Source organism: Qipengyuania sphaerica, assembly GCF_019711595.1.
Lineage (GTDB): Bacteria > Pseudomonadota > Alphaproteobacteria > Sphingomonadales > Sphingomonadaceae > Qipengyuania > Qipengyuania sphaerica.
In genome coordinates this window covers 884,316-907,832 of sequence record NZ_JAIGNR010000001.1, presented here as the reverse complement: position 1 = coordinate 907,832, position 23,517 = coordinate 884,316, and the positions used below count along the sequence as shown (strand labels likewise).

Genomic DNA, 23,517 nt, shown 5'->3' with positions numbered 1-23,517 from the left:
ATCCTGGCGCTGATGCAGCGCGTCACCGAGCAGGCGATCCTGCCCCGTTTCCGCAATCTCGCCGAGGGAGAGGTGGAGGACAAGGGCGGTAACGACCCGGTCACCATCGCGGACAAGGAGTCCGAAGCACTGCTTCGCCAAGGCTTGTCCGCATTGGACGATGTCATAGGCTTCGTCGGCGAGGAAGCAGCGCATGCCGATCCCTCGATCCTCGATAGGCTCGATACCCCCTGCTGGATCGTCGACCCCATAGACGGCACGCGGAATTTCGCAGGCGGGAAGCCGCCTTTCGGCATCATCATCGCGCGCGCCGAAGGTGGAGTAACTCAGTCGGGATGGATCTACGACTGCCTCACGCAGCGTTTCTGCGTCGCCCATCGCGGCAGGGGCGCCTTCGTCGATGGCGAGCAGGTCACTTCCCGGCCAACCGGGAAGACCCCTCCCGTCGCCGCGATCTCGCTCATTTTCATGGAAGAGGAGCGCCGGCAGGCCACCCGTCGGCACATTTCTCCCAACTACGAGCTAGTCGACATCCCCTTCTGCGCTGCCGAGCAATATCCGCGCCTTGCGCTCGGCGAAAACGATGTCTCGATATTCGAGCGAACGCTCGCCTGGGACCATGCTGCAGGTGCGCTATGGTTAGAAGAAGCGGGGGGGAGGGTCGCACGCCCTGACGGCTCGCCATACCGCGTCGACGAATGGGACCGGAAGGGCTTGCTCGGTGCCTCCACCCCCGCCCTGTGGGACGAACTGGCCGCCCGCTATGCGCAATTGTGACGCTCTCCTGACAGCTGAGCGCAACCGGTGGCGAAGCGAAACGCTTTCCAATAGCCCGCGCACGCCCTACCCTGCACAGCCATGAAACGAGAGGCCCACGCGTGACCTTAGGCAATGCGCCTGCCCCCGGCTCCGAGGACACCGGCGAAGACGCTGGCAATGGCGCCGTTCCCGTCGCACCCGAGGCTCCCGAAGACCGCTACGTCAATCGCGAGCTGAGCTGGCTCAGCTTCAATCGCCGCGTACTCGCCGAAAGTGAAAATGCGGATTATCCGCTTCTCGAACGGCTTCGCTTCCTGTCGATCTCGGGCAGCAACCTCGACGAATTTACTACCGTCCGCATTGCAGGCCTGGAGGGACAGGCCCAGCGCGGCATAGAAACGCCGGGCATCGACGGGCGATCCCCCCGCCAGCAACTGGAGGCCATTCGCGAGCAGGTGCTTGAACTGGAGGATCGCCAGCAGGAAAGCCTCGAGATACTGCGCGGCTTGCTAGCCGAAGAAGGCATTGTCCTCGCAGTACCGGACGAGCTCAAGAAGGCCGAACAGAAGTGGCTGGAAAGCTATTTCGAGACCGACATCCTCCCGCTGATTACCCCGCAGGCGATCGACCCGTCGCACCCCTTCCCCTTCGTCGCGAGCGGCGGGATGGGCGTGCTGTTCCGCTTGAAGCGCGGCAAGCGCAAGGGCGAGCTGGTCGAGATGGTCCTCATCCCCAGCGGCGTGCCGCGCTTCGTGCGCGTCCCGGGCGACCAGGCAATCTATGTCGCGATCGAACAGCTGGTGACGCGCTTCGCAGACCAGATGTTCCCCGGCTTCAAGATCCTTGGCGACGGCATATTCCGCGTGCTGCGCGACAGCGATATCGAGGTTGAGGACGAGGCCGAAGACCTCGTGCGCTATTTCCGCACCGCCATCCAGCGCCGCCGCCGCGGCCGCGCCGTTCTGCTGGAACTGGACGATGAATGCGACGAAGCTGCCGAAGCGCTGCTGCGCGAACAGTTCGATGTCGATGCGGCGATGATCGTCAAAACCGGCGGCATGCTCGGCCTCACCGACCTCGACGCGATCTGCAACGAGCCGCGCCCCGACCTCAAGTTTCCGCCTTTCTCTCCGCGCTATCCCGAGCGCGTGCTCGCGCATGACGGTGATGTCTTCACCGCGATCCGCGAGAAGGACATGGTCATCCACCACCCCTACGAGAGTTTCGAAGTGGTGGTGGATTTCCTGCACCAGGCGGCGATCGATCCGCAGGTCGTGTCGATCAAGCAGACGCTCTATCGCGCCGGAGACCAGTCACCCGTGATCGCCGCGCTGGTGGAGGCGGCGCAGAACGGCAAGGCGGTCACTGCGGTTGTCGAACTTAAGGCCCGCTTCGACGAGGAACGCAACATCCGCTGGGCGAGCGAGCTCGAACGAGCAGGTGTGCAGGTGATCTACGGTTTCACCGAGTGGAAGACCCATGCCAAGGTCAGCCTCGTCGTGCGCCGCGAAGAGGATGGCTACCGCACCTATTGTCACTTCGGGACGGGCAATTACCATCCGGTCAACGCCAAGATCTATACCGATCTCAGCTACTTCACCGCCGATCCCGCTTTGGGCCGCGATGCCGCCAAGATGTTCAATTTCATCACCGGCTATATCGAGCCCGACGATCTGGAATGCATCGCGATTTCGCCCATCGGCATGCGCGAAAAGATCTACGGGCTGATCGATGCCGAAATCGCCAATGCCAAGAATGGCAAGCCATCAGGCATCTGGGTCAAGATGAACGCAATCACCAATCGCGAGATGATCGACAAGCTCTACGAAGCCAGCCAGGCTGGCGTCGAAATCCGCATGGTCGTGCGAGGCATCTCCTCTCTTCGGGCGGGTATTCCCGGCTTGTCGGAAAACATCAGCGTGAAGTCTATCATCGGGCGCTTCCTCGAACATGGCCGCATGTGGGCCTTCGCCAATGGCAAGGCGCTGCCGAGCAGGCAGGCCAAGGTCTATATCACCAGCGCCGATGCGATGAGCCGCAATCTCGACCGGCGGGTCGAGGTCATGGTTCCGGTCCTCAACAAGACTGTCCACGACCAGATGCTGAAGCAGGTCATGCTTGCAAACATCCTTGATACCGAGCGCAGCTGGCGTCTCGACCCCGACGGACAATATCGCCGGATGGGCAAGGGCGAGGATGGCTTCAATTGCCACCAGTATTTCATGGCCAACCCTTCGCTCTCGGGACGCGGATCGGCGCTGGAGAAACATGACGTGCCCCATCTGACACTGCCTGGAGGCGAGGCGTGAGCCGTTCCAAGACGCGCAGCCCGCAATGGCAGCGACGCCTGATCCACCCTCCCCGCGCGGTGATCGACATCGGTTCCAACACGGTTCGCCTCGTAATCTATGAAGGCACTGGACGCGCACCCGAAACCGTCTGGAACGAAAAGGTTGCCGCGCGTCTCGGGCGCGATTTGTCCGAAACCGGTCGCATCCCCGAGGAAGCTGCCGAGGAGGCTCTTGCAGGGCTAGCCCGCTACCAGATCCTCGTCAGTGACCGCGGGATCGAGGACGTGCAAACCGTTGCGACGGCAGCTGCACGCGATGCTGAAAACGGTGCGGAATTTCTCGCCAGGGTGGCCGCTCTCGGGCTCGAACCACGCCTGCTCAGCGGCGAGGAGGAAGCCTGCGCTTCCGCGTTCGGGGCGATCGGCGCCTTTCCCGGTGCGGAAGGCATCATCGCCGATCTGGGAGGCGGCAGCCTCGAGCTGGTATCCATCGGCAATGGCGATTGCCGCGATGCGGTGAGCCTGCCCTTCGGCACGCTGCGTCTGCCCGCAATGCGCGAGGCGGAAAAGGAACTCACATCGACCGTCCATGATGCCTTATCGAAGGTCGGCTGGCTGCACTCGCACCCCGGCCCGCTCTACATGATCGGCGGCACCTGGCGCGCGCTGGCACATTACGCCATGGTCGAGGCAGATTACCCCCTCACCGATCCGCACGGTTTCGAACTCTCCATCGAAGACACGCGCGCCCATGCCAGCAAGCTGGTCGAGGCCAAGCCCGACGATCTGGTGAAAATCTCCGGCATCACTCCGATGCGTGCATCCTATCTGCCCGACGCTGCAGCGATGCTCCTGCCAATGCTCGATTGCCTGCGGCCCGACCACCTCGTCTTTTCGAGCTGGGGCATCCGCGAAGGGTTGCTCTATTCGCGGCTAACCGACCTCCAGCGCGGCCTCGATCCGCTGCTATCCGGGGTCCATGCCTTTGCCGAGCCGCGCGACGCGCCCGTGGTCGATGCCACGCGCGTTGCGGGCTGGACGGTGGACCTCGCCAATGGTGCCGGCAAGCGCAACGAACGGCTGCGCCTAGCCGCAGCGCAACTGGCCGCCGCCCTGCAGCGTGTCGAGCCAAACTTGCGCATCAATCACGCCACCGAATGGGCGATCGACAAGCGCTGGATCGATTGCAGCCCGCGCGACCGTGCCATGATCTGCGCGGCCCTGTTCGGCAGCCTCGGGCGGACGGAAGTACCCGCCAAACTGCGAATGCTGGCCGATGACGACGATCTTCGCGAAGGCATCACTTGGGGCCTCGGCTTCCGTCTGGCGCGTCGCCTGGGCGCGGGATCGCGCAAGGCGCTCGGCAACAGCAGGCTCAGGCTGAAGAAGAAATCCCTGATACTTTACCTCGACGAAAGTCGCGCGCCGCTCGCCACCTGGCCGCTAACGCGCGATCTGGAAATCCTGGCCGAATGGTTGGAGCGCAAGCCGAAAATCAAGATCGGCGATTATGATTTCTACGACGACTTCGAAGAAGAGGAAGAAGAGGAGGACTGACCCTCAGTTCGCGGTCGCAGGTGCGGCGAGCGGGAAGAAGGGAATACGGACCTCGAAAGGCTCCCCGTCTTCGCGGTGGAAGGTGTAAAAACCTTCCATCGAGCCATGCGGCGTATCGAGCGGGCAGCCCGAGACATAGTCATGTGCCTGTCCGGGCTTCAGCACAGGCTGTTCGCCCACTACACCATCGCCGTCGACATGCGCGACATGGCCCGCACCGTCGGTGATGCGCCAGTGGCGCGTCTTGAGTTGCACGACTTCGTGCGAGGCGTTCTCGATCCGGATGTGATAGACCCAGAACCACTTGCCAGCTTCCGGCTGCGATTGCTCGGGCAGGAAGTTCACCGCGACCCGCACGGTGATGCCATCGGTCATGGCGCTATGCTGGAAGAGTTCCTTTATCACGGCCCCAAACCTAAGGCTTCTACCGGCCCATGCAAGGGGCGCGGGGGCAGTCTCCCACCGCTTTAAGATCGATTAACCCCACTCTGATAAGAATTACTAAGCACCTGCTGCAATTCTGCATTCAGGAAGGGGACGCGACATGTTGTTCGCATTCGTAAAGCGGCTGGTCCGCGACACCGACGGGGAAGGACGCATCGAGCTGATGCTCGCCGCCCAAGTCGTGCTTGCAGCTTTCGCTCTCTAAGCGAGAGCGCACCAAAACCTAAGGCTTTCCGCCGCTGAGGTAGCTTTCCAGCTGGCCCAGCCGCTCCTTGCCGAAAAACATCTCATCGCCGACGAAGAAGGTGGGAATGCCGAACGCCCCGCGCTCGACCGCGCGCGAAGTATTGTCGGCAAGTTGCTGTTTCACCGAGTCGTCTTGCGTTCGCTCGAGCAACGTTTTCGCATCGAATCCGGCATCGGAAAGCGTCTGGGCCACTACTTCGACATTGCCGCAATCGATATTCCTCTCCCACACCGCAGGCTGGAGGGCGTCGACGAGTGCCTTTCGCTGCGCCTCGTCATCGGCCGCCACCAGGACGCGCTGGAGCAGGATCGAATTGAACGGCAGCGCGGGGTGCATCGAGAACTTGTCAAGGCCTTCGCGGTCGAGGAAGCGCCTGAATTCCAGCGCCGCATAAGGGACCTTCCCCAGTACGTCCGCATCACGCATCATCGGCGGGGAATTGCCGGTGATCTTGTGCATTCCGCCCAGGAAGACGGGTGTCACAACAAGTTCCGCGCCGGTACGAGCGACTACTTCCTTAAGCGGGTACCATGCGAGATATCCGTTGGGCGCGGCCAGATCGAGGATGAATTCGACTGTCGTGTTCATAGCCCCCCTTCCCTCAGCGCGCGGTCGAGGTCTTCCTGCACGTCCTCGATATCCTCAAGACCCACGTTGATGCGCAAAAGGCCTTCGGTGACACCCATCGCATCGCGCTCTTCCTGAGTCATCCCGGCGTGTGTGGTGCTGGCCGGGTGGCACATAAGGCTGCGCGCATCGCCGATGTTGTTCGAAATATCAATCAGGTGCAGCGCGTCGAGGATGGCGAAGGCGCGCTCGCGGGTTTCGACGTCGAAGGCGAAGATTGGGCCGGTCGCACTCATCTGCTCCATTGCGAGCGCGTGGCGCGGGTGGCTTTCGAGGCCGGGGTGGAGCATGCGCGGCACGCGGCCCTCGATAAATCGGCCGAGATCGACTGCATTTTCGCTCTGCTTGTGGGCGCGCAGGGACAGCGTCTCGAGACCCTTCAGGACTACCCAGGCGTTGAACGGCGCGATGTTGGGGCCGGTGTTGCGCTGGAAGGGCAGCAACACTTCGTCGATCCATTCCTGCGATCCGCATACCGCGCCGGCGAGCACCCTGCCCTGCCCGTCCATCAGCTTGGTCGCCGAATAAGCCACGACATCCGCGCCGAAATCCATCGGGCGCTGGAGCGCGCTAGTGGCAAAGGCGTTGTCGACAACGGTGGTTATCCCGCGCGATTTGGCGAGGCCGCAGACCTGCGCGAGATCGACCACGTCGAGGGTCGGATTGGCAGGCGTTTCGAAGAAGAAGACCTTGGTGTTCGGCCGGATTGCTGCCTCCCAGGCGTCATTGTCGGCGCTGTCGACCACCGTCGTCTCGATCCCGAAGCGCGGAAGCAGGTGGTCGAGCAGCCAGCGGCACGAGCCGAATGCCGCACGCGCGCCAACGACGTGGTCCCCGTGCGAAAGCTGGCACAGCAGGGCAGTAGTCATGGCCGCCATCCCGCTCGCCTGCGCGCGGCAGGCCTCCGCGCCCTCCATCAATGCGATACGTTCTTCGAGCATCGCGACGGTCGGGTTCTGGAGGCGTGAATAGGTCATGCCCTGCGCCTCGCCCGCAAAGCGGTCGGCCACGGTCTGCGCGTCGTCGTAAGTATAGCCCGAGGTCAGGAACAGCGCCTCGCTGGTCTCGCCATGCTCGCTGCGCCAGGTGCCGCCGCGAACGGCCTGCGTTGCGGGACGCCAGTTGGAAGTGATCGAGCGGTCGGTGCCGGTGGTTTTTTTCATGGCGAGCGGGATAGCACGCAGGCGCGGCGCGGCAAGCAGGTCAGCCTTCGAAGGCGGCAAGCGCAGCTTCGGCGATATCCGCCCGCCCCACCGCCCCGAGCATTTGCGAACCTTCGATCAAAGTCAGCAAGAGCCGCGCACCTCCGCGCGGATCCGGGTCGCCCTCGGGCATATGCGCTTCGAGCCAGCCGAGCAGCAAACCCATGGTCGAAGCGGCGCTTTCGCGGAAAGTCTCGTCGCCCGCTGCCGAAGCCGCAACCACTTCCCACCACAGGCGCATGAAAGGCGTGAGGGCGGGTGACGCGGTACGTTCCAGAATTCTCCTGACGGTCTCGCGCCTGTCGCGCGCCGGCTCGGCCGGGAGGGCGGCATCGAGGCCGGTTTCGTAAAGCTTCGCCAGATATTCCAGAAGCGCATCCACCACGCCCTGCCGGTTGCCGAAGTGGTAGATCAACATCCGGTCGCTGGTCCCCGCAGCCTTGGCCAGCGGGCGCAGGCTGACACCCGCGATACCATTCTCGAGGACATGCGCGGCCATGGCAGGCAGCAGCGTTTCGCGACTCATTCGTGCGGGCGACATGCAGGCCTTGTAGCGATCGCTACATAAAGCTACAAATGTAGCGCTCGCTACATCGACTCGGAGAAAAACCATGGTGCCATTCGAATATCTCGCAATCGGAGGCATCGTGGCTGCCGTCGCGGTTCTGGTGTACGTCATCGCCAACCGCGATCCAGTGGGTAGCCCGGTCCTTGCGGCAGTCCTCGGCGCTTTCTTCGCCGCCTACACAGGGGTGACGATTTTCCACGAAGGCATCGCGACGGTCTGGACCAACCACACTACCAATCTGTGGGGCGTGCAGGTCTGGTGGGACCTGCTGATGTCGGTCGGGATCGCGGTCTTCTTCATCGTCCCGCGGGCGCGAGCGCAGAACATGGCCATCGTGCCATGGCTCCTGCTGGTCGCCGCCACCGCAAGTATTGGGCTGTTCGCAATGGTCGCCCGCCTTTTCTGGCTGGAAAAGCGCGCCGCAACCGCCTGAACGCGCTTGCCCGGCGCACGCGGCTTTCCTAAGCCCCGCTGCGATGAGCCGCGCGCCCGAGCAACCGATTGACCCGATCCGCTGGTGCGCCGCGCTGGCGCTCGCCTTCTGGTCTTTGTTGCTGTGGAACCTCGCCATCCCCAGCGCGCCCTATTTCGACGAAGTGCATTACCTTCCCGCCGCGCGCGACCTGCTGGCGTTGTCGGACTTCTCGAACCGGGAACATCCGCTGCTGGGAAAGGAACTGGTCGCGCTGGGCATCGCGCTGTTCGGCGACAATCCCTGGGGCTGGCGGATTTTCTCGTCGCTCGCCGGAGCGCTAGCACTATTCGCGGTGATGCGCGCTGTCTGGTTCGGCTCCTGCAGCCGCTACGCGACGATCGCTTCCGGCGTGCTGGTTGCGACGGGCTTCCACCTCTTCGTCCATTCGCGCATCGCAATGCTCGATATCTTCATGATCTGTGCCCTAGCAGTCGCCTTCTGGCAGCTTGCCGCCGCCATGCGCGAGCCGGAGACGGGGCGCTGGAGGCTCGCATTGGCGGGCCTGGCGCTGGGGCTAGCTATGGGGGCCAAGTGGAACGCGCTCGTTATTGCTGCAGTGCCCGGTCTCGCGTTCCTCGTCCTGCGCTGGTTCGCAGGGCGCAGGCGCTTGCTGCTCAGCCGCCGCGGAATGCCGGTCCCTGGAGTGACGCTGATCGAAGCATTCGTCTGGCTCGGTGTTTTGCCACTGGCGATCTACTGGCTGACTTTCCTGCCGGGCTACTACTTTGCCACAAACGCAATCACGGACGGCATCGTCGCGCATCACCGGCTGATGCTCGATCTGCAGACACAGGTTCTGAAATCGCACCCATACCAGTCGACCTGGCCCGAATGGGTCGCGAACTGGCGGGCAATCTGGTACCTCTATGAGCCGGTCGACGGGGCCCAGCGCGGGGTCATCCTGATCGGCAACCCGCTCACGATGCTGCTCGGCCTGCCCGCCCTGCTGTGGTGCGCATGGCGAGGTATCATCGCACGTAAACCGATGCACGGTGCGGTCGCGCTGCTCTATGCGGTGAGTCTCGGTTTCTGGATTGTCGCTGCCAAGCCGGTACAGTTCTACTACCACTACTTCCTGCCGAGCACCTTCCTGCTGGTGGCGCTGGCACTGGCGCTGACGGACCTGCGCGAAGCGGGCTGGAGAAAGACCCCCTACTTCGTGCTCGTCGCCAGCATTGTGATTTTCGCGTTTTACTACGAGGTCCTCGCCGCAGAAAGGCTCGCAGGGCCCAACAGTTTCCTCGTCTGGACCTGGCTCGAAAGCTGGAAATAGCCGCTCAGTAGCGCCCCCAGACGAAGCGGCTCGACAGGGCGTAATTCCACACCGACCCGATGGCGATTCCCACCAGCGCGGCGAGCAGCGAGTGCACCCCGCGCTCGAATAACGTGGCGGCGATGGCCACGTTTGCGAAGGCGCCGATCGAGCAGGCGAGGACGAAGCTCGCCCAGCCGCGCAGAAGCTTGCCGAAAGTCTCCAGCCGGCGATCGCGGTAGGTGAGGAAATTGTTGAGCCAGAAGTTGAAGGTCATCGCGCCCAGCGTGGCGATGGCCTGGCTCCATGCGAATTGCGTGCCCGCAAGCCACAGGCAGAGGTAGAGGATCGCGAGATGCACCAGCACGCCCAGCGCGCCGACCGTGCCGAACAGGGCGAAGCGAGTCGGGATGATGCGGCCGAATGCCTTGTCGTAAAGTCCGGCGAGGAAGTCGACGGCGATGGCGCGGTCTAGCTTGCTTTCCCCGGCCCGCCGCGCTGCGAAATCCATCGGAATATCCCTGACTTTTAGCGGCTTTTCGGAAGTGGCCAGCAGGTCGAGCAATATCTTGAACCCGATACCCGACAGCCGTGGCACGAGCGCCAGGGCGGTTTCGGTCTGCAGCAGGAAATAACCGCTCATCGGGTCTGACAGTTCAACACCGGTGAGCTTGCGTGCGAGGCGATTGGCGACGCCCGAAAGCTTTTCCCGCTCGGGATTGGCCCATTGGTCTGTGCTGGCACCTTCCGCAAAGCGGCTGGCGACGGCGACGTCGGCCTGACCCGAGCGCACCGCCTCCAGCAAATCCACGAGCAGCGCCGGATCATGCTGGTGGTCGGCATCCATTACCGCCACGAAAGGGGCTGCAGTGGCGCAAAAACCCTCGATGGCGGCACTGGAAAGCCCGCGCCGACCGATCCGCTGGAGCACGCGAACGCGGTTGTCCTCGCGCGCGATACGGCGGGCTTCCTCGGCTGTCCCGTCGGAAGAATTATCGTCGACGACCAGCACTTCCCAACCGGTTTCGCCAAGTGCGTCTTCAATGCGCGCAACAAGCGGCGCGAGATTGTCGCGCTCGTTCAGCGTGGGCAGGATGATCGCAAGGTCGAGCGCCATGGCGTGAGTGCGTGGCGCGGCTGCCCTACAATTTCAAGACACTGCAGTCAGCGCGCGCAGGACTGCATCGCCGATTTCGCTCGTCGAGGCCGACCCGCCGAGGTCCGCCCCGCGCACTTCACTGGAGACTACCTTGGCGATCGCGCGCTCGATCCGCCCCGCCTCGGTCTCGCGCCCCAGCGAATGGCGCAGTAGCATGGCGAGGCTGAGGATCGCCGCGACAGGATTGGCCTTGCCCTGCCCCGCGATATCGGGCGCGCTGCCATGGATGGGCTCGTAAAGTCCGAAGGTGCCAAACTCGGTCTGCCTCTCGCCCATGCTTGCGCTGGCGAGGAGGCCGATCGAACCAACACAGGCACTGGCCTGGTCGGAAAGGATATCGCCGAAGAGATTACCGGTGAGGATAACGTCGAACTGTCCGGGGCTGCGCACCATCTGCATCGCGGCATTGTCGACATACATGTGGTCGAGCGCGACATCGGGATACTCCTTTGCCACCTCGATCACCGTTTCGCGCCAGATGCGGCTGGTTTCGAGGACGTTGGCCTTGTCCACGCTGGTCAGCTTGCCACGGCGTTTCTGCGCCGCGCGGAAGCCGATGTGGGCAATGCGGCGCACTTCGGCCTCATTATAGGACATGGCATCCCAGCCCTCGCGTCCGCCATCACTTTCCCGCTCGCCCTTGTCCCCGAAATAGACGTCGCCGTTGAGTTCGCGAACGACCAGAAGGTCGATCCCGCGCGCGATTTCGGGCTTGAGCGAGGACATGTCTTCAAGCCCAGGATAGCCCGCGGCAGGGCGCAGATTGGCAAACAGGCCAAGCTCGCTGCGCAGTCCGAGGATGGCCTGTTCGGGCCGGTGCTCGCGCGGCAGTTCGTCGCACTCCGGATCGCCGACCGCACCGAACAGCACGGCATCGGCCGCACTCGCCATCTCGATCGTCTCGGCAGGCAGCGGATGGCCGTGACGCTTGTAGGCAATCCCGCCAACATCCCCTTCCCAGATCGTCAGCTGCGGCAGGGACAGCGCATCGAGCACTCGCCGTGCCTCGGCGGTGACCTCGGGTCCGATCCCGTCACCGGGCAAAATCGCAAGTTTCATCTCAGGCCATCCGTTCGAGCCGCTGCATCAGGAGAGCCCTAGCGGCTAGAACGTCGACGCGGGTGTCGGCAAGCAGGTAACGAGCGATCTGGCCCTCGTTTTCGCGCAGAATTTCCAAGGCCTCGTCAAGGCCCGCTATCTCCGGCTTGGCACCGCCATAGCCGAGTTCACGCAACAGCAGCACTTCATAGGACGCAAGCGCAGGTGCCCAGCCGCGCGCGGAAGGCGCGTTGCAGACCGCATCGAGCAGCGCCGCAAGCGCGCGATAGAGGCTAGGATAGGGATTGCGCTCGGGCAGAGCGCTGGCGGTGAGCGCGCAGGTCCATGCGATGGCGGCGGCGGGCAAAGGCTCGGTCAGCCAGGGTCCCCTGCTCTGCGCCAGTTCGAGGCGCGCGAAGGGCAGCTGGCTGTCCGACTTGGCACGGATTTCCGCCTCGACGAGGTTGCCGGGAATGACCACCGGGCGCAGCTGCCGCCCGCGCCCGCCCGCGACATAGGCGGCGACGACACCGCTCTCCTCGGTGAGCAGGCGCGCGATGATCGCCGTCTCCCCATGCGGTCGGGCGGCAATCAGGATGGCAGGGGCGCGCAGGTGCATTCCTGCGTGTTGGCCGTTCGGGGCCCGGCCCGGCAATACTTATTTTGCCGGATCGCCATTCGCGGCAAAAGTGCCGAGCGACTGCACGAGTTGCGGGAACGACTTCGCCACAGTCTCGCCTTCACGCTGTTCCGCTCGCAAGGCCAGGAACTCGCGCTGGAAGGCATCGAAACGCAGGAAACCGCGTCCGTTGACCATCGTATCGGAAATGATCTGCGCAATCGCCTGTGCGTCCTCGGGCTCCAGCTTGTCTTGAGCATAGACGCTAAACAGGGCCCAATTGACCATCTCATTGAAAACACCTTGGGAGTTTTCGTAAAATTTCGCCGGCATCTCGTCCGCCCATTCGCCGAGGTCCGGCATGTGCGCCGCGATTTGCGGTGCGAGTCGCTCGCTGGTCGGATTGATGAACCCGTGGTTGAGTTCGGTGAATATGATGAGCGACTGCAGGAAGGGGCGCAAGTCTTCATCGAACCGCTCTAGTTCGGATGGATAAGGAAAATTCACATGCGGTTGGAGTTCGCGGAACCCTCCATCCTCGAACGTCGCCAAGGCCTGGTTGGCACCTACCAGCGGTGAAAAAATGACCCGGGTTGTGTCGTAGGGGGGCACATCCGGAAACTCGCGACCCAACCAGTCAAGCATGCCGGAGATGTCGACTTCATCGCGGAGGAAAGCGGCCTGTTGTGCATACAAGGGAGCGAAATCTGCAAGAAATTGCGAGAATTGAGCCTTTCGCGCAAAGTCCTGCATCTCGGCTTCATAAGGCCGCAGCGTATTCCCCGCCCAGCCCACATGGTCGTAGATGTCGCTGCGAACCATGGTGTCGTCGCTCTGCAAATCGTACGAAGCGCCATTCATCTTTAGCGTATTGTAGCTGCTGCGATCCTCACGGATGGCCTCGTCGAGGGACATCACGAAAGCATGATCACGCAGGTGGGAGAAGCGGTAGCGCACTGCATCGAGGTAAGGCGAAGGCGCGACGATCCCGTATTCTTCCTCCGCGTAAGGCGTCAGCGCAATCGCGACATTGACCAGTTCGTAGGCCCCGGGGACCTCTACGCGGACGGAACCCGAATGAAGGTCGCGGTAGGCCTGGTCGAATACGGCGGCCTGACCCCGATATTGCAGGCGAAGAACATAGGTCGCCCCAGCGTATGCAACCGCAATGTCCTGCGGCTCTCCGGGTGTGAGAACCCGACATTCGGCCACGCCAGCCTGTTCCACACACACATCTTTCGGCTCGGCCCCTGCGCCGAGGTTCACATTGATGACGTCTTCTTCCAGCGGAAGCGTGATCACACCCGGATAAAGCGTTCCGTCGAAGCGGAGATCGACCGATGCGGATTGGGCTTCGAAGTCCTGTGCCGTTGCCGGGACTGCTGCAAGCGCAGCGACGGCGAAAACCGTAATAATGCGACCGTTCATGGGGTAGTGTGTCCTGCGCTCAGGCCTTGTGCTTAGCTTCCAGTGCCGCGACGCGGGCGGCAAGATCTTCCGCCTGCTCGCGGGCCTTGGCGGCCATCGCCTTGACCGCGTCGAATTCCTCGCGGGAGACGAAGTCCATTCCGCCGAAGGTTTCCTTGGCACGCTCGCGCGCCGTTTCGCGCGCCTCGCGGCCCATTCCGGCAAGCGTGCCGGCCGCCGAATTGGCGAGTTTGACGAAATCGGCGATCAGCGGGTTCTGGCTCTGCATGACTGGCTATCTAGGCGCGGGCGCGCAGCAGTTCAATTGCCGATCCGCACGCGTTCGACGGCATCGCCCTGCGAACCGCCATCGGCATCCGGATTGAGGCGCAAGAACTCGTAATTGAGCAAAGTCGCGAAGCACACCCAGGCAAGATAGGGCAGCAGCAGCACAGCGGCGAGGCGGCGTACCTTCCAGAACAGGGCGATCACGACAAGCAAGGTCACCACGATCAGCACGAGGATCACGAGCGCGACGGTGATCTGCTGCATGGCGAAGAAGGTCGGCGACCAGGCAAGGTTGAGCACGAAATGGAGGGCGAAGACCCACAGGGCCGCCGTGCGTCCGCGTGCGCCCCAGGCGCTGGCCACCAGTGCGACCGAAAAGCCGATCATGATGTAGAGGATCGTCCACACGATGCCGAACCACTTGGGCTCGGGATAGATCGAAGGCTTCTCGAGCGACTGGAACCACTGGCTCTCAGGCCCCGCTCCAAGCTGCCCCGACATAAATCCGAGCAGCAGGCAAAGCGGCACCAGAAAAAGCGCCCAGCGGAGAAAACTTGCGCGAAGTTGTCCGCGCGAAGCCAGCATGTTCATGGCGATAGGTCCCTCAAGCGCCCCGAATCGTTAGCGTCCTTGTGGCGCGGCATTGCAAGAAGGGCAATCGCGGTCAGAAACGCAGCAGTATCTTGCGCGCGAGTGCCGGGGATATCGAGTGGATCCGCCGGAGCAGCTTGACCTGTCCGATCGGTGCTTCCTCGCGGCGCTGCTGTATCGCTTCCACGATCGCCGCCGCGCAATCTTCGGCAGACATCTTGTTGCCATCGCGCCCCGCTGTCATCTGCGTATCGACCATCGGAGGGAGGGCTTCGAGAAGATGTATTCCGCTTGCGCGCAACTGCTCGCGCGCACCGATCGAGTAGCTGCGCAGCCCCGCCTTGGTCCCGCAATAGAGCGGACCGGTATTGCTCGGCGTAATCGCCAGACCTGACGTGACATTGACGATCATCGGTGCATGGCCAGCCTTCAGATTATCGTGCAGCCGCGCCCCCAGGATGATGGGCGATGTCAGGTTGGCGTAGATGTTTTCCTCGATATCGGATGTCGCGGTCGCGCCTTTCCGGAAATCGTGATCGCGGCCCATGCCGGCGTTATTGATCAGGATATCGAGCGGGGCATCGCCCCAGGCATCGAGTACCGCAGCAACCCCTCCGGAGTGCGAGAAATCGGCCTCAATCGTCCGGAAACCCTCACCCGCCATGACGGCGAGCTTTTTCGCCGAACGGCCGGTAACGGCGACTTCGGCGCCCTTCGACTTGAGCTGGCGGGCAAGCTCCTGCCCGATCCCGTCGCTCCCGCCAGTGAGCAGGACCCGTTTCCCCGAAAGGTCCATCATGCCTTCACGATCCCCTTCTCGACGAGGCTTTTCACCGTATCTTCGAGCGTCTGTTCCGCCGGGATGTAGGTATAGCCGAGCACCTCCTCGGTATGCTTGCCAGACACATCACGGATGTTGCCGAGCTCGCCCTTGATCTGGCGCATTTCGGGCATGAAAAGAGCGAGGAACTTCGCCAGCCAGTCGGGCATGCGGCGCTTGGGCACCTTGCCCGAATGCTGCGGAACCCGCTGGCGGATGGTTTCAGCCATCTCCTCGATCCACATGAACTTTTCCGAAGTCGGGAATCGCTCGCCGCGCACCTTCTCGGCCGGAGCCTCGATTGCGCGGACATGCGCCTCGCCCACGTCACGCACGTCGGTGATGCAGATGCCCATATTGGGGATCATCGGGATCGAGCCGTCGATGATCTTCTTCACCATCTCGACGCTGGTCGACATGTCGTCGTCATAGACCGGGCCGAAAACGGCCACCGGATTGACCGAGCAGAATACCATATCGGGCGCGTTCGCTTCGACCCAGTCGCGCGCGGCGCGCTCGGCCACCGTCTTCGACTGGATATATGGGGGCGGGTTCGCGTCGAGATTGGTCCAGTCCGTGTGGTCGAAATGGTCCTTGTCCGGCTGGCCATAGGCGATCGCAGCCGCCGAGCTGGTCTGAACGAAGCGCTTCACCCCTGCTGCATGCGCGAACTTGAGCGCTCGCAAAGTGCCCTCGCGTGCCGGGACGATGAGTTCGTCGGCGTTCTTCGGAACGTCGAGCGGGAATGGCGAGGCGACATGCGCCACCGCCTCGCAGCCAGCATTGGCCTCTGCCCAACCCGGATCGTTCGTCAGGTCGGCGGAGAAGACCTTGAGCTTCTCGCCCGCGTCAGGCCAGCGTTTGCGCAGCTTGGGTTCGCTCTTCACGGCGTCTCTTACCGTCGTGTGGACGGTGTATCCCTTGGCAAGCAGGCGATCGATTATTTCGCCGCCGATATAGCCCGTGCCGCCCGTGACCAGAACCGTTGCTGTCATGCACTTTTCTCCCTTGGTTCAGGGAATAGGCGCATGGGTTGCAAACTGCAATCAGTCGCCGGGTGGCGGAGGCGGCGCGACCGGTTCGCGCAGGTGCGGATATTGCGTCTTGAACCGTTCCTCCGATTCCGGCGATCCGACGACGAGTATCTCGCCCGGCCCGCATTTTTCCTGGATCTCTGCTTCGAGTTCGGGGGCGATGTAGGCGGTGGGCGGACCGCCCCAGTTCATCTGCTCGCCGATCCGTGCCAGCGTCCTTCCGGACACGCGGTCGCGCAGGATGTAATAGCCCTCGTCATCGACATCGAGACCGATTTCCTCGTGGAAGAAGGCCAGCTTCTGCGGTGTGCCGTCCCCGGTGTCGCCATAGAAACACCCGTCGCGCAACTCGACACGACCCCATAGCAGCGCCTCGTTTTGCGCGCCGGTGCGGGCGGTCGAGGCTGGCCAGACGCGAATGCCCTCGGCCGCCTTGTCCGACACGCGCGGCAGATGCATCTCGGGCACGAAGGACCAGGTGATGTGTGTGGGTACTTGCCAGCCGTTTTCGGCCGCCCAGTTCTCGAACGCCTGCTCGGTCATGGCAGTGTCGATCATTGACACCGGTCCGTCCGGTCCCTTTCCACCCAGGCCGTAGCCGGTGATGGCGTTGCGCGATTCCAGTCGCTGGACCCACAGCCTGCCGATCTTCTTGGCATCGGAAGGCGGCGCGGTAGTCGCCTCGCGCCTCTTCCACCCGCCATCGGACAGAGAAGGCTTTGCAAGTAGCGCCTTGTAATCGGGCGTCGGGGCTTCGGTCTGGGTCGCATAGTCGCGATCGGACGATGAGCCGGCCGTATCGGACACATTCGGCTCCTCACCTTTGGGGGCACAAGAAGCGACAGCAAGGGCAGCAAGCAACAAGTTGGTTCGCACGTGGCATCTCCTCAATGACTGCCACATTCTCGCCACTTTTCCTGAGCCTTGGCTGAACGGTTCTGCCGGATTAGCGCATCAAAACAAGTTCTTCGGCCATCGTCGGATGGATCGCAGTGGTCGCATCGAAGTCCGCCTTTGTGAGGCCGGCCTTCACCGCAATGGCCGCCGCCTGCATCATCTCGGGCGCTTCGGGCGCGATCATGTGGATGCCGACGATCTTACCGCTCGAGGCATCGCAGATCATCTTGAACAGGCTGCGTTCGTTGCGTCCGGCGAGCACATTTTTCATCGGGCGGAAGTCCGACTGGTAGACCTTGATGTCGCCCAGCTTGTTGCGTGCCTCGCCCTCGGTCATGCCGACCGCGGCAATCGGGGGGTGGGAGAACACCGCGCTGGCGACGCAGGAATGATCCACCGCAACCGGATCGCCGGGACCGAATACGGTGTCGGCAAAGGCCTGCCCCTCGCGGATGGCGACAGGGGTCAGCTGCACGCGGTCGGTGCAATCGCCCACGGCATAGATGTGGTCGACATTGGTCTTGGAGAAACGGTCGACGAGGATCTCGCCGCCCTCGCCCAGTTCGACGCCGACCTCCTGCAGGCCGAGGTCCTTGGTATGCGGGGTGCGCCCGGTGGCGAAGAGGACGCAATCGACCTCGAGGTCCTCGTGATTGGTCATCGACACGGTGAGGCTACCGTCGTCGTTCTTCTCGATCCCGCGGAATTCGGCGTGGAAGCGGAAATCGATACCCTTCATCATGCTGATCTGCAGCAAGCGGTCTCGCAAGGATTCGTCATAGCTGCGCAGAAGCGTGTCTGTGCGGTTGATGATCGTCACCTGGCTGCCGAATTCGTTGAAGATGCCGGCAAACTCATTGGCGATATATCCGCCGCCCGCGATCAGGATGCGCTTTGGCACCGCGTCGAGATGAAAGGCCTCGTTGCTCGTTATGCCGTGCTCGTTGCCTGGGCAGTCGGGGCGACGCGGGGTCGCGCCGGTGGCGATAAGGATATGCTTGGCGGTGACGACCTTGCCGCTCGCCAGCGTGATCTCGTGCTCCCCGGTCAGCGTGGCCTTCTCGTGAAAAATGGTGACATCGTGGTTCTCGAGCGTCTCGGTGTAGAGGCCGTTCAGCCGGTCGACATCGGCCAGCACATTGTCGCGCAAGGTTTTCCAGTCGAAAGTCGCTTTCTCGATGGTCCAGCCGAATTTCTGGCAGTCCTCAATGTCCTCGGCGAAATGCGCGCCGTAGACGAGCATCTTCTTGGGCACGCAGCCGCGGATGACGCAGGTGCCGCCGACCCTGAATTCCTCCGCAATCGCGACCCGCGCCCCGTGCGAGGCGGCGACACGCGAGGCGCGGACGCCGCCGGAGCCCGCGCCGATGGTAAAAAGGTCGTAATCGTATTCGTCGGCCATCGGGCGCTCCTGTCAGCTTTGCGAAGGCATATCGCCACCGCATTCGCATTTGCCAAGGCGCGAGTTACTTCGACCTGGGAAAGCGGCTTCCCCAAACATGCAAGGCCTCGACAACGGGCCGCAGTGCGCGCCCCTTGTCGGTGAGAGCATAATCGACGTGCGGCGGTACGACCGGGTGCACAGTCCGCTCGACGATGCCGTCTGCCTCCAGATCGCGCAATTGCTTGGTCAGCGTGCGCTGGGTCACGGCACCGATGCGGCGGTTGAGCTCGTTGAACCGCAAGGTACCCTCGAGCAGGTGGTAGACGATCACGCCCTTCCACTTGCCCGCAACCTGCTCGAGAGCCGCCTCTACCGGACAGCCATCATTGCAGTCGTATTTCGTGAAGCGCAGTTGGGGCGGCGGACGGTCATCTACAGTATCCATTGGGTGCGTATAGCACATTTTTGTGCGTATTGCCCAGAGCGCGCCTATTCTCACATGCCTGCTGCATTAACGCACCAGGAGGACCAGCGATGACCTACTATTCCTACCTCAACGTCACCCCGAAGAACGACGCCTGGATCGAGGATTACCTCCCCGTCGCCAACAAGCTCATCGCGCAGCACGGTGGCAAGTATCTCGCCCGTACGAGCGAGCATGAGCAGGTAGAAGGCGGGGCCGATGGCACGGCGCTGCGCATAATTATCCAATGGCCCAGCAAGGAAGCAGCGCTCGCCTTCGAGAACGATCCCGAATACAAGCCGCACCTCGAAGCGCGCCTTGCAAATTCGGACAGCGAGCACTTCTTGATCGCGGGCAAGGACGACCTTGCCTAGCGCGAACTAGGCGCGAACGCCTCCACGGCCGCGATTGCGATTTCGATTTCGATTGCCGCCAGGTCGACCGCCTTGCGGCCTGCCCTGCCCCTGACCGCCGCCCGAGGGCTTGCCCTTGCGCGCGGGATGCTTCTGCTTGGGTTTTGGCTTGGCCGCACCACCTGTCGGACGCACCTTGGGCCGCGCCAGCTTGGGCTTCTGCTCGCGCTTGGTGGGGCCGACGCCTTCGACCACCGCACGGAAATTGTCGGGCAGCGGCAGGCGCTCGAACTCCGCGTCGGTCTTCTTGCGGATGTCCTTCAGGTAATCGCGCTCGTCCTCGGCACAGAAGGCGATCGCCACCCCGTCGCGGCCCGCGCGCGCGGTGCGGCCGATGCGATGGACGTACTGCTCTGGCACGTTGGGCAGTTCGTAATTCAGCACGTGGCTCACGCCCGGAATATCGATTCCGCGCGCGGCAACGTCGGTCGCGACGAGGATCGGCGTCTTGGCGCGCTTGAACTCGTCCAGCGCACGCTCGCGCTGCGGCTGGCTCTTGTTGCCGTGAATGGCGTTGGCAGGGATGCCCGCCTGGCCGAGCTTCTTCACGATCCGGTCGCAGCCATGCTTGGTGCGCGCGAAGATCAGCACGCGCTCGAATTTTCCGGGCACCTCGTGGCGTTCGGACAGGATCATCTCGAGCAGCGTCTGCTTCTCGTCCTGCTGGACCATGAAAAGATACTGGTCGATGCGTTCGGCAGTCGTGCTCTCGGGCGTCACGCTGACCTTGACCGGGTTGCGGCAATACTTGCCGACCAGCTCCTGGATCTGCTTGGGCATTGTGGCGGAAAAGAACAGCGTCTGACGCTCGTCGGGCACGAGTTCGCTGATCTTGCGAAGCGCGTGGATGAAGCCGAGATCGAGCATCTGGTCTGCTTCATCGAGAACGAGGATTTCCACGCCATCGAGCCTGAAGGCCTTCTGGTCGATCAGGTCGAGCAGACGGCCCGGCGTCGCGACGAGGATGTCGGTGCCGCGGTGCAGCTTGTTACGGTCCTTGTTGACCGAGGTGCCGCCAACGATTGAGTGTACCTTGAGGCCGGCTAGCGCGCCGTAATCCTTCGCGCTCTCGGCGATCTGGCCCGCCAGTTCGCGCGTCGGGGCGAGAACCAGCATGCGACAGGATTTGAACGGCGTCTGGTTCTCGGCATCGCGCAGCCGGTCGATGCTGGGGAGCATGAAGGCGGCGGTCTTGCCGGTGCCGGTCTGGGCGATGCCTAGAAGGTCGCGCCCTTCGAGAACGCGGGGAATGGCCTGCGCCTGGATCGGGGTGGGCGTGGAATAGCCCTTCATGTCGAGGGCCTGGAGCACGGGCTGCGAAAGCCCGAGGTCGGTAAACTGTGTCATGTTTGAGTGTTTAGCTCGCATTATATGCGGCGCGCAGAGTCACAGCTCGCGCGGCGCGGGTGTCAAACGACCCGCGTGAAAAGGGAAGTCATTGGTAAAAGACCGAGGCGCGGCCGGGGCGATGGATGTCTCTCACATCGCCGCTTCACGCTGGCTAGCGCGCTTCGATGACGGCCATGTGGATGCTGCAGTGCAAAAAGTCAATCAGTCGCGTGCTTCCAGCCAGATCGCATGTCCGGGAAAATCCGTGACAATACGAAATGTACGGAGTTGTTCGACGCCGATATTCGCGTCCACTTCCATCGTATCATCGACATGTGCCCGGACATTGCTGAAGGCACGCCCGGCTAGGAGAAGGGATGGAACAATCACCACCGGCCGCAGCTTTGCTCCGCCGATTCCGCCTCCCGGCTCAAGACCTATCGGCTCGCGGCCAAGCTTGCGGGCGAGGTTTGCCGAAACCAGCAAACCGCTGCCATTTCCAAGGTCGAAATCGGCCCTGCCGACCGTCTCGCCGAACCGGACCGGCATCGTCTCGATACCGGCGGAAGAGGCCAGATCGAGCCGCGTTCCGGGAATTATCGTCGAATTATCAAGCCATTCGATATCACCGCCTTCGATGTCGATAAACAGCCGCCCGGCATCGAAAAGATCGCGGCCGAGAATGGCAGGAAGACGCGTGCCAACCAGGCGCGAACCGACGTCCGAAAGGTCCATCACCGCGGCCACCCCGGCAGTGAATTCGCTGCCCAGCGCACGGATTGGAAGGTTCTCGAGGAGGCGGGCCTCGACGGTCGATTTCCCGGTACCCCGCGCCTCGACCGTTTGGCCGCCCACGAGCCCCGCTTCTTCTGCGAATGCCCGGTCGAGTATCGTGACTTCGGCTCCGGAATCGAGCAAGGCCTCGACCTGTTTGCCACCGATCTCGGCAGTCACGAAAAGTCGGTCGCCACGCACCTCGAGATTTTCCGCACGAAGCGGGTGGGAAAGTGCGATTGCGAAAATGAAAAGTGCGACGCGTGCTCGAAACATCTGGCGACTCTGGTTAAAGTGTGTTGTCCGCATAATACGCAGCATGAAATGAAGCCGCAAGCGTCAACTCGCATTTTCCGTTTTCGGCAACTAACGTGCAATCCTCTGGGGGAGGACAGAGAGTATGTCACTTACGAGAAAGGCGGCGATCGCGGCAGGGACCCTTGTCTGTGTATTGGTCGCGCTATGGCTCTTCCAGCGGCAATTGGGCGAAGCGCTCTTCGACCGCGCCATCGATCAAGCCTTCACGCGCGATGTAGCTGTCGGCCTGCCCGACGGCCTGCATGTTGGATTATGCGGAGCCGGTTCGCCTTTGCCCAACGCCGACCGGGCAGGTCCCTGCAACGTCGTGATTGCAGGCAACCAGATGTTCCTTGTCGACATCGGAGAAGGCGGGGCAGAGACCCTTGCTCTCATGGGCCTCAATGCCGGTGATCTCAGCGGCGTTTTCCTGACGCATTTTCATTCTGACCACTTTGACGGCCTTGGCCCTCTGCAACTGTTCCACTGGACCCGCGGCACGAGCAAGGCCCCGCTGCCGGTCCATGGTCCGCAGGGGGTGGACAAGATCGTCCAGGGGTTCAACGCTGCCTATGCGACGGACGACGGCTACCGCATTGCGCATCACGGCGAGAAGGTCGTGCCTCCAACCGGTGGCGGCAGCGAAGCACACGCCTTCGCAATGACCAGCGAAAGCGCAGTAGTATTCCGCAATACAGGCCTCACGGTTACGGCCTTTACGGTCGACCATTCGCCGGTGGAACCTGCCGTCGGCTATCGTTTCGACTACAAGGGCCGCTCCGCCTGCATCAGCGGAGACACGGTCCGCTCCGCCAATCTCGAACGAAGCTGCGAGGGCGTAGACCTGCTAGTGCACGAGGCGTTGCAAACGAAGCTGGTCGGCAAGATGCAGGCCGCCTTTGCCGAGCGCGGGGATGCAAACACCGCAAAAATCTTCGCCGACATCATGGATTATCATACGACGCCCGAAGACGCGGCGCGCAGTGCGCAAGCGGCCGGAGTGCGGATGCTGGTATTGAGCCACCTCGTGCCGCCGCTGCCCAACCCGCTGCTCTATCCGGCTTTTCTCGGCAATGCGGGCAATGAATTCGATGGACCGCTGGTGGTCGGGGAGGATGGCATGCTGTTTTCGCTTCCCGCTGGAACCCAAGAGATCGAGCGAGAAGATCTGCTGTGATCAGACCTGCCGGAAATTGAAGGCCGCGTTGAGGACGAAGACCGCGAGTCCGGCGAAAACCGAGACAATGACCCGCGCGACGAGATAATTCATCGGCGTGAATTCGGTCAGCAACCAGAATAGTGAGACCGTGACGATCAGTCCGACCACGGCATTGCCGAGGAACAGGACGTAGCCGGTCGAAACCTTCCGCTCCGACCCTGCGAAAATCCACGTCCGGCCGAACACGTAATGGATCGAATTGGCGATCAGGAAGCTGAAGCCGGTCGCCACCACAGGGTCGACGCTCGCCTGTTCCACCATCAGCCAAAGCACACCCAGCCCGACGAGGAACACGCCGGTGCTGACCACCGTGTTGCGCCACAGCATGCCGCCGACACGGCGCTTGAAGAAGCGTTCCAGCATG

25 protein-coding genes are annotated in these 23,517 nt (G+C 62.6%); 7 read left to right on the top strand and 18 right to left on the bottom strand.

The window, feature by feature from the left end; all coding sequences use genetic code 11:
* Positions 1–12: 12 nt before the first annotated feature.
* The 3 genes from K3178_RS04570 (at position 13) to K3178_RS04560 (ending at position 4,606) form a co-directional block, all read left to right on the top strand.
* Positions 13–777: an inositol monophosphatase family protein gene (locus tag K3178_RS04570; protein ID WP_221570785.1), complete on the top strand. Its 765-nt coding sequence runs from the start codon at positions 13–15 to the stop codon at positions 775–777.
* A 101-nt stretch (positions 778–878) separates the two neighbouring features.
* Complete coding sequence (locus K3178_RS04565) at positions 879–3,068, top strand: RNA degradosome polyphosphate kinase (protein ID WP_221570179.1); 2,190 nt, start codon at positions 879–881, stop codon at positions 3,066–3,068.
* The gene (locus K3178_RS04560) at positions 3,065–4,606 is read left to right on the top strand and encodes a Ppx/GppA phosphatase family protein (RefSeq protein WP_221570178.1); all 1,542 of its coding nucleotides are present in this window, start codon (positions 3,065–3,067) and stop codon (positions 4,604–4,606) included. The genes K3178_RS04565 and K3178_RS04560 overlap by 4 nt, the downstream gene beginning before the upstream one ends.
* Positions 4,607–4,609: 3 nt before the next feature.
* On the opposite strand, the gene apaG is transcribed toward K3178_RS04560, so the two are convergent.
* The 4 genes from apaG to K3178_RS04540 all read right to left on the bottom strand — a co-directional run bounded on the left by apaG (position 4,610) and on the right by K3178_RS04540 (position 7,652).
* Entirely contained in the window at positions 4,610–5,008 is a 399-nt protein-coding gene (apaG, locus tag K3178_RS04555) for a Co2+/Mg2+ efflux protein ApaG (RefSeq protein ID WP_221570784.1), read from the bottom strand.
* Positions 5,009–5,273: 265 nt separating this feature from the next.
* Positions 5,274–5,885 carry a 2-hydroxychromene-2-carboxylate isomerase gene (locus K3178_RS04550; protein WP_221570177.1) on the bottom strand — a complete coding sequence of 204 codons (612 nt, stop codon included), beginning with the start codon at positions 5,883–5,885 and terminating at the stop codon, positions 5,274–5,276.
* Positions 5,882–7,087: a trans-sulfuration enzyme family protein gene (locus K3178_RS04545; protein ID WP_221570176.1), complete on the bottom strand. Its 1,206-nt coding sequence runs from the start codon at positions 7,085–7,087 to the stop codon at positions 5,882–5,884. The genes K3178_RS04550 and K3178_RS04545 overlap by 4 nt, the downstream gene beginning before the upstream one ends.
* Before the next feature lie 40 nt (positions 7,088–7,127).
* The gene (locus K3178_RS04540; protein WP_221570175.1) at positions 7,128–7,652 is read right to left on the bottom strand and encodes a TetR/AcrR family transcriptional regulator; all 525 of its coding nucleotides are present in this window, start codon (positions 7,650–7,652) and stop codon (positions 7,128–7,130) included.
* Between the two features lie 85 nt (positions 7,653–7,737).
* On the opposite strand from K3178_RS04540, the gene K3178_RS04535 reads away from it, so the two are divergent.
* Both K3178_RS04535 and K3178_RS04530 read left to right on the top strand, forming a co-directional pair.
* The gene (locus K3178_RS04535; RefSeq protein WP_221570174.1) at positions 7,738–8,127 is read left to right on the top strand and encodes a DUF2933 domain-containing protein; all 390 of its coding nucleotides are present in this window, start codon (positions 7,738–7,740) and stop codon (positions 8,125–8,127) included.
* A gap of 43 nt (positions 8,128–8,170) precedes the next feature.
* Entirely contained in the window at positions 8,171–9,442 is a 1,272-nt protein-coding gene (locus K3178_RS04530) for a phospholipid carrier-dependent glycosyltransferase (RefSeq protein ID WP_221570173.1), read from the top strand.
* Between the two features lie 4 nt (positions 9,443–9,446).
* Here the strand turns inward: K3178_RS04530 and K3178_RS04525 are convergent, their stop codons facing one another.
* From K3178_RS04525 to K3178_RS04475, 11 genes are all read right to left on the bottom strand, one after another.
* Positions 9,447–10,538, bottom strand: coding sequence for a glycosyltransferase (locus K3178_RS04525; RefSeq protein WP_221570172.1), 1,092 nt, complete (start codon positions 10,536–10,538; stop codon positions 9,447–9,449).
* Positions 10,539–10,571: 33 nt separating this feature from the next.
* Positions 10,572–11,639 (bottom strand): 3-isopropylmalate dehydrogenase, encoded by a 1,068-nt coding sequence (gene leuB, locus K3178_RS04520; RefSeq protein ID WP_221570171.1) that lies wholly within the window; start codon positions 11,637–11,639, stop codon positions 10,572–10,574.
* A 1-nt stretch (position 11,640) separates the two neighbouring features.
* Positions 11,641–12,237 carry a DNA repair protein RecO gene (gene recO, locus K3178_RS04515; RefSeq protein WP_221570170.1) on the bottom strand — a complete coding sequence of 199 codons (597 nt, stop codon included), beginning with the start codon at positions 12,235–12,237 and terminating at the stop codon, positions 11,641–11,643.
* Positions 12,238–12,276: 39 nt separating this feature from the next.
* Entirely contained in the window at positions 12,277–13,665 is a 1,389-nt protein-coding gene (locus K3178_RS04510; protein WP_221570169.1) for a DUF4932 domain-containing protein, read from the bottom strand.
* Positions 13,666–13,684: 19 nt separating this feature from the next.
* Entirely contained in the window at positions 13,685–13,933 is a 249-nt protein-coding gene (locus tag K3178_RS04505; protein WP_221570168.1) for an accessory factor UbiK family protein, read from the bottom strand.
* 32 nt (positions 13,934–13,965) lie between these two features.
* On the bottom strand, positions 13,966–14,523 hold the full coding sequence (locus tag K3178_RS04500) for a TspO/MBR family protein (RefSeq protein ID WP_221570167.1): 558 nt from the start codon (positions 14,521–14,523) through the stop codon (positions 13,966–13,968).
* Positions 14,524–14,596: 73 nt separating this feature from the next.
* Positions 14,597–15,322, bottom strand: coding sequence for an SDR family NAD(P)-dependent oxidoreductase (locus K3178_RS04495; protein ID WP_221570166.1), 726 nt, complete (start codon positions 15,320–15,322; stop codon positions 14,597–14,599).
* The gene (locus K3178_RS04490; protein WP_221570165.1) at positions 15,319–16,338 is read right to left on the bottom strand and encodes an NAD-dependent epimerase/dehydratase family protein; all 1,020 of its coding nucleotides are present in this window, start codon (positions 16,336–16,338) and stop codon (positions 15,319–15,321) included. Before K3178_RS04490 ends, K3178_RS04495 begins: the two co-directional genes overlap by 4 nt.
* Before the next feature lie 51 nt (positions 16,339–16,389).
* Positions 16,390–17,184 (bottom strand): hypothetical protein, encoded by a 795-nt coding sequence (locus K3178_RS04485; RefSeq protein WP_221570164.1) that lies wholly within the window; start codon positions 17,182–17,184, stop codon positions 16,390–16,392.
* 139 nt (positions 17,185–17,323) lie between these two features.
* A complete protein-coding gene (gene gorA, locus K3178_RS04480) occupies positions 17,324–18,676 on the bottom strand; it encodes a glutathione-disulfide reductase (RefSeq protein WP_221570163.1) in 1,353 nt (450 codons plus the stop codon).
* A 64-nt stretch (positions 18,677–18,740) separates the two neighbouring features.
* Positions 18,741–19,103, bottom strand: coding sequence for a winged helix-turn-helix transcriptional regulator (locus K3178_RS04475; protein WP_221570162.1), 363 nt, complete (start codon positions 19,101–19,103; stop codon positions 18,741–18,743).
* A gap of 89 nt (positions 19,104–19,192) precedes the next feature.
* Between K3178_RS04475 and K3178_RS04470 the strand changes: the two genes are divergently transcribed.
* Positions 19,193–19,495 carry a DUF1330 domain-containing protein gene (locus tag K3178_RS04470; RefSeq protein WP_221570161.1) on the top strand — a complete coding sequence of 101 codons (303 nt, stop codon included), beginning with the start codon at positions 19,193–19,195 and terminating at the stop codon, positions 19,493–19,495.
* Between the two features lie 6 nt (positions 19,496–19,501).
* Here the strand turns inward: K3178_RS04470 and K3178_RS04465 are convergent, their stop codons facing one another.
* Both K3178_RS04465 and K3178_RS04460 read right to left on the bottom strand, forming a co-directional pair.
* Positions 19,502–20,881: a DEAD/DEAH box helicase gene (locus K3178_RS04465; RefSeq protein ID WP_221570160.1), complete on the bottom strand. Its 1,380-nt coding sequence runs from the start codon at positions 20,879–20,881 to the stop codon at positions 19,502–19,504.
* Between the two features lie 204 nt (positions 20,882–21,085).
* Positions 21,086–21,913 carry an aspartyl protease family protein gene (locus tag K3178_RS04460; protein ID WP_221570159.1) on the bottom strand — a complete coding sequence of 276 codons (828 nt, stop codon included), beginning with the start codon at positions 21,911–21,913 and terminating at the stop codon, positions 21,086–21,088.
* 124 nt (positions 21,914–22,037) lie between these two features.
* Between K3178_RS04460 and K3178_RS04455 the strand changes: the two genes are divergently transcribed.
* Positions 22,038–23,111, top strand: a complete 1,074-nt coding sequence (locus K3178_RS04455; RefSeq protein ID WP_221570158.1) for an MBL fold metallo-hydrolase — start codon at positions 22,038–22,040, stop codon at positions 23,109–23,111.
* Here the strand turns inward: K3178_RS04455 and K3178_RS04450 are convergent, their stop codons facing one another.
* Positions 23,112–23,516 (bottom strand): GtrA family protein, encoded by a 405-nt coding sequence (locus K3178_RS04450; RefSeq protein ID WP_221570157.1) that lies wholly within the window; start codon positions 23,514–23,516, stop codon positions 23,112–23,114.
* Position 23,517: the final 1 nt, after the last annotated feature.

What these genes read in the sequence shown, in the direction of transcription:
- gorA (WP_221570163.1), bottom strand. Translation starts at nt 18,676, where the DNA reads ATGGCCGACGAATACGATTACGACCTTTTTACCATCGGCGCGGGCTCC.
- K3178_RS04545 (WP_221570176.1), bottom strand. Translation starts at nt 7,087, where the DNA reads ATGAAAAAAACCACCGGCACCGACCGCTCGATCACTTCCAACTGGCGT.
- K3178_RS04525 (WP_221570172.1), bottom strand. Translation starts at nt 10,538, where the DNA reads ATGGCGCTCGACCTTGCGATCATCCTGCCCACGCTGAACGAGCGCGAC.
- K3178_RS04535 (WP_221570174.1), top strand. Translation starts at nt 7,738, where the DNA reads ATGGTGCCATTCGAATATCTCGCAATCGGAGGCATCGTGGCTGCCGTC.
- K3178_RS04470 (WP_221570161.1), top strand. Translation starts at nt 19,193, where the DNA reads ATGACCTACTATTCCTACCTCAACGTCACCCCGAAGAACGACGCCTGG.
- K3178_RS04450 (WP_221570157.1), bottom strand. Translation starts at nt 23,516, where the DNA reads ATGCTGGAACGCTTCTTCAAGCGCCGTGTCGGCGGCATGCTGTGGCGC.
- K3178_RS04530 (WP_221570173.1), top strand. Translation starts at nt 8,171, where the DNA reads ATGAGCCGCGCGCCCGAGCAACCGATTGACCCGATCCGCTGGTGCGCC.
- K3178_RS04505 (WP_221570168.1), bottom strand. Translation starts at nt 13,933, where the DNA reads ATGCAGAGCCAGAACCCGCTGATCGCCGATTTCGTCAAACTCGCCAAT.
- K3178_RS04455 (WP_221570158.1), top strand. Translation starts at nt 22,038, where the DNA reads ATGTCACTTACGAGAAAGGCGGCGATCGCGGCAGGGACCCTTGTCTGT.
- K3178_RS04460 (WP_221570159.1), bottom strand. Translation starts at nt 21,913, where the DNA reads ATGTTTCGAGCACGCGTCGCACTTTTCATTTTCGCAATCGCACTTTCC.
- K3178_RS04465 (WP_221570160.1), bottom strand. Translation starts at nt 20,881, where the DNA reads ATGACACAGTTTACCGACCTCGGGCTTTCGCAGCCCGTGCTCCAGGCC.
- K3178_RS04495 (WP_221570166.1), bottom strand. Translation starts at nt 15,322, where the DNA reads ATGATGGACCTTTCGGGGAAACGGGTCCTGCTCACTGGCGGGAGCGAC.
- K3178_RS04570 (WP_221570785.1), top strand. Translation starts at nt 13, where the DNA reads ATGCAGCGCGTCACCGAGCAGGCGATCCTGCCCCGTTTCCGCAATCTC.
- K3178_RS04510 (WP_221570169.1), bottom strand. Translation starts at nt 13,665, where the DNA reads ATGAACGGTCGCATTATTACGGTTTTCGCCGTCGCTGCGCTTGCAGCA.
- K3178_RS04500 (WP_221570167.1), bottom strand. Translation starts at nt 14,523, where the DNA reads ATGAACATGCTGGCTTCGCGCGGACAACTTCGCGCAAGTTTTCTCCGC.
- K3178_RS04550 (WP_221570177.1), bottom strand. Translation starts at nt 5,885, where the DNA reads ATGAACACGACAGTCGAATTCATCCTCGATCTGGCCGCGCCCAACGGA.
- K3178_RS04490 (WP_221570165.1), bottom strand. Translation starts at nt 16,338, where the DNA reads ATGACAGCAACGGTTCTGGTCACGGGCGGCACGGGCTATATCGGCGGC.
- leuB (WP_221570171.1), bottom strand. Translation starts at nt 11,639, where the DNA reads ATGAAACTTGCGATTTTGCCCGGTGACGGGATCGGACCCGAGGTCACC.
- recO (WP_221570170.1), bottom strand. Translation starts at nt 12,237, where the DNA reads ATGCACCTGCGCGCCCCTGCCATCCTGATTGCCGCCCGACCGCATGGG.
- K3178_RS04475 (WP_221570162.1), bottom strand. Translation starts at nt 19,103, where the DNA reads ATGGATACTGTAGATGACCGTCCGCCGCCCCAACTGCGCTTCACGAAA.
- K3178_RS04540 (WP_221570175.1), bottom strand. Translation starts at nt 7,652, where the DNA reads ATGAGTCGCGAAACGCTGCTGCCTGCCATGGCCGCGCATGTCCTCGAG.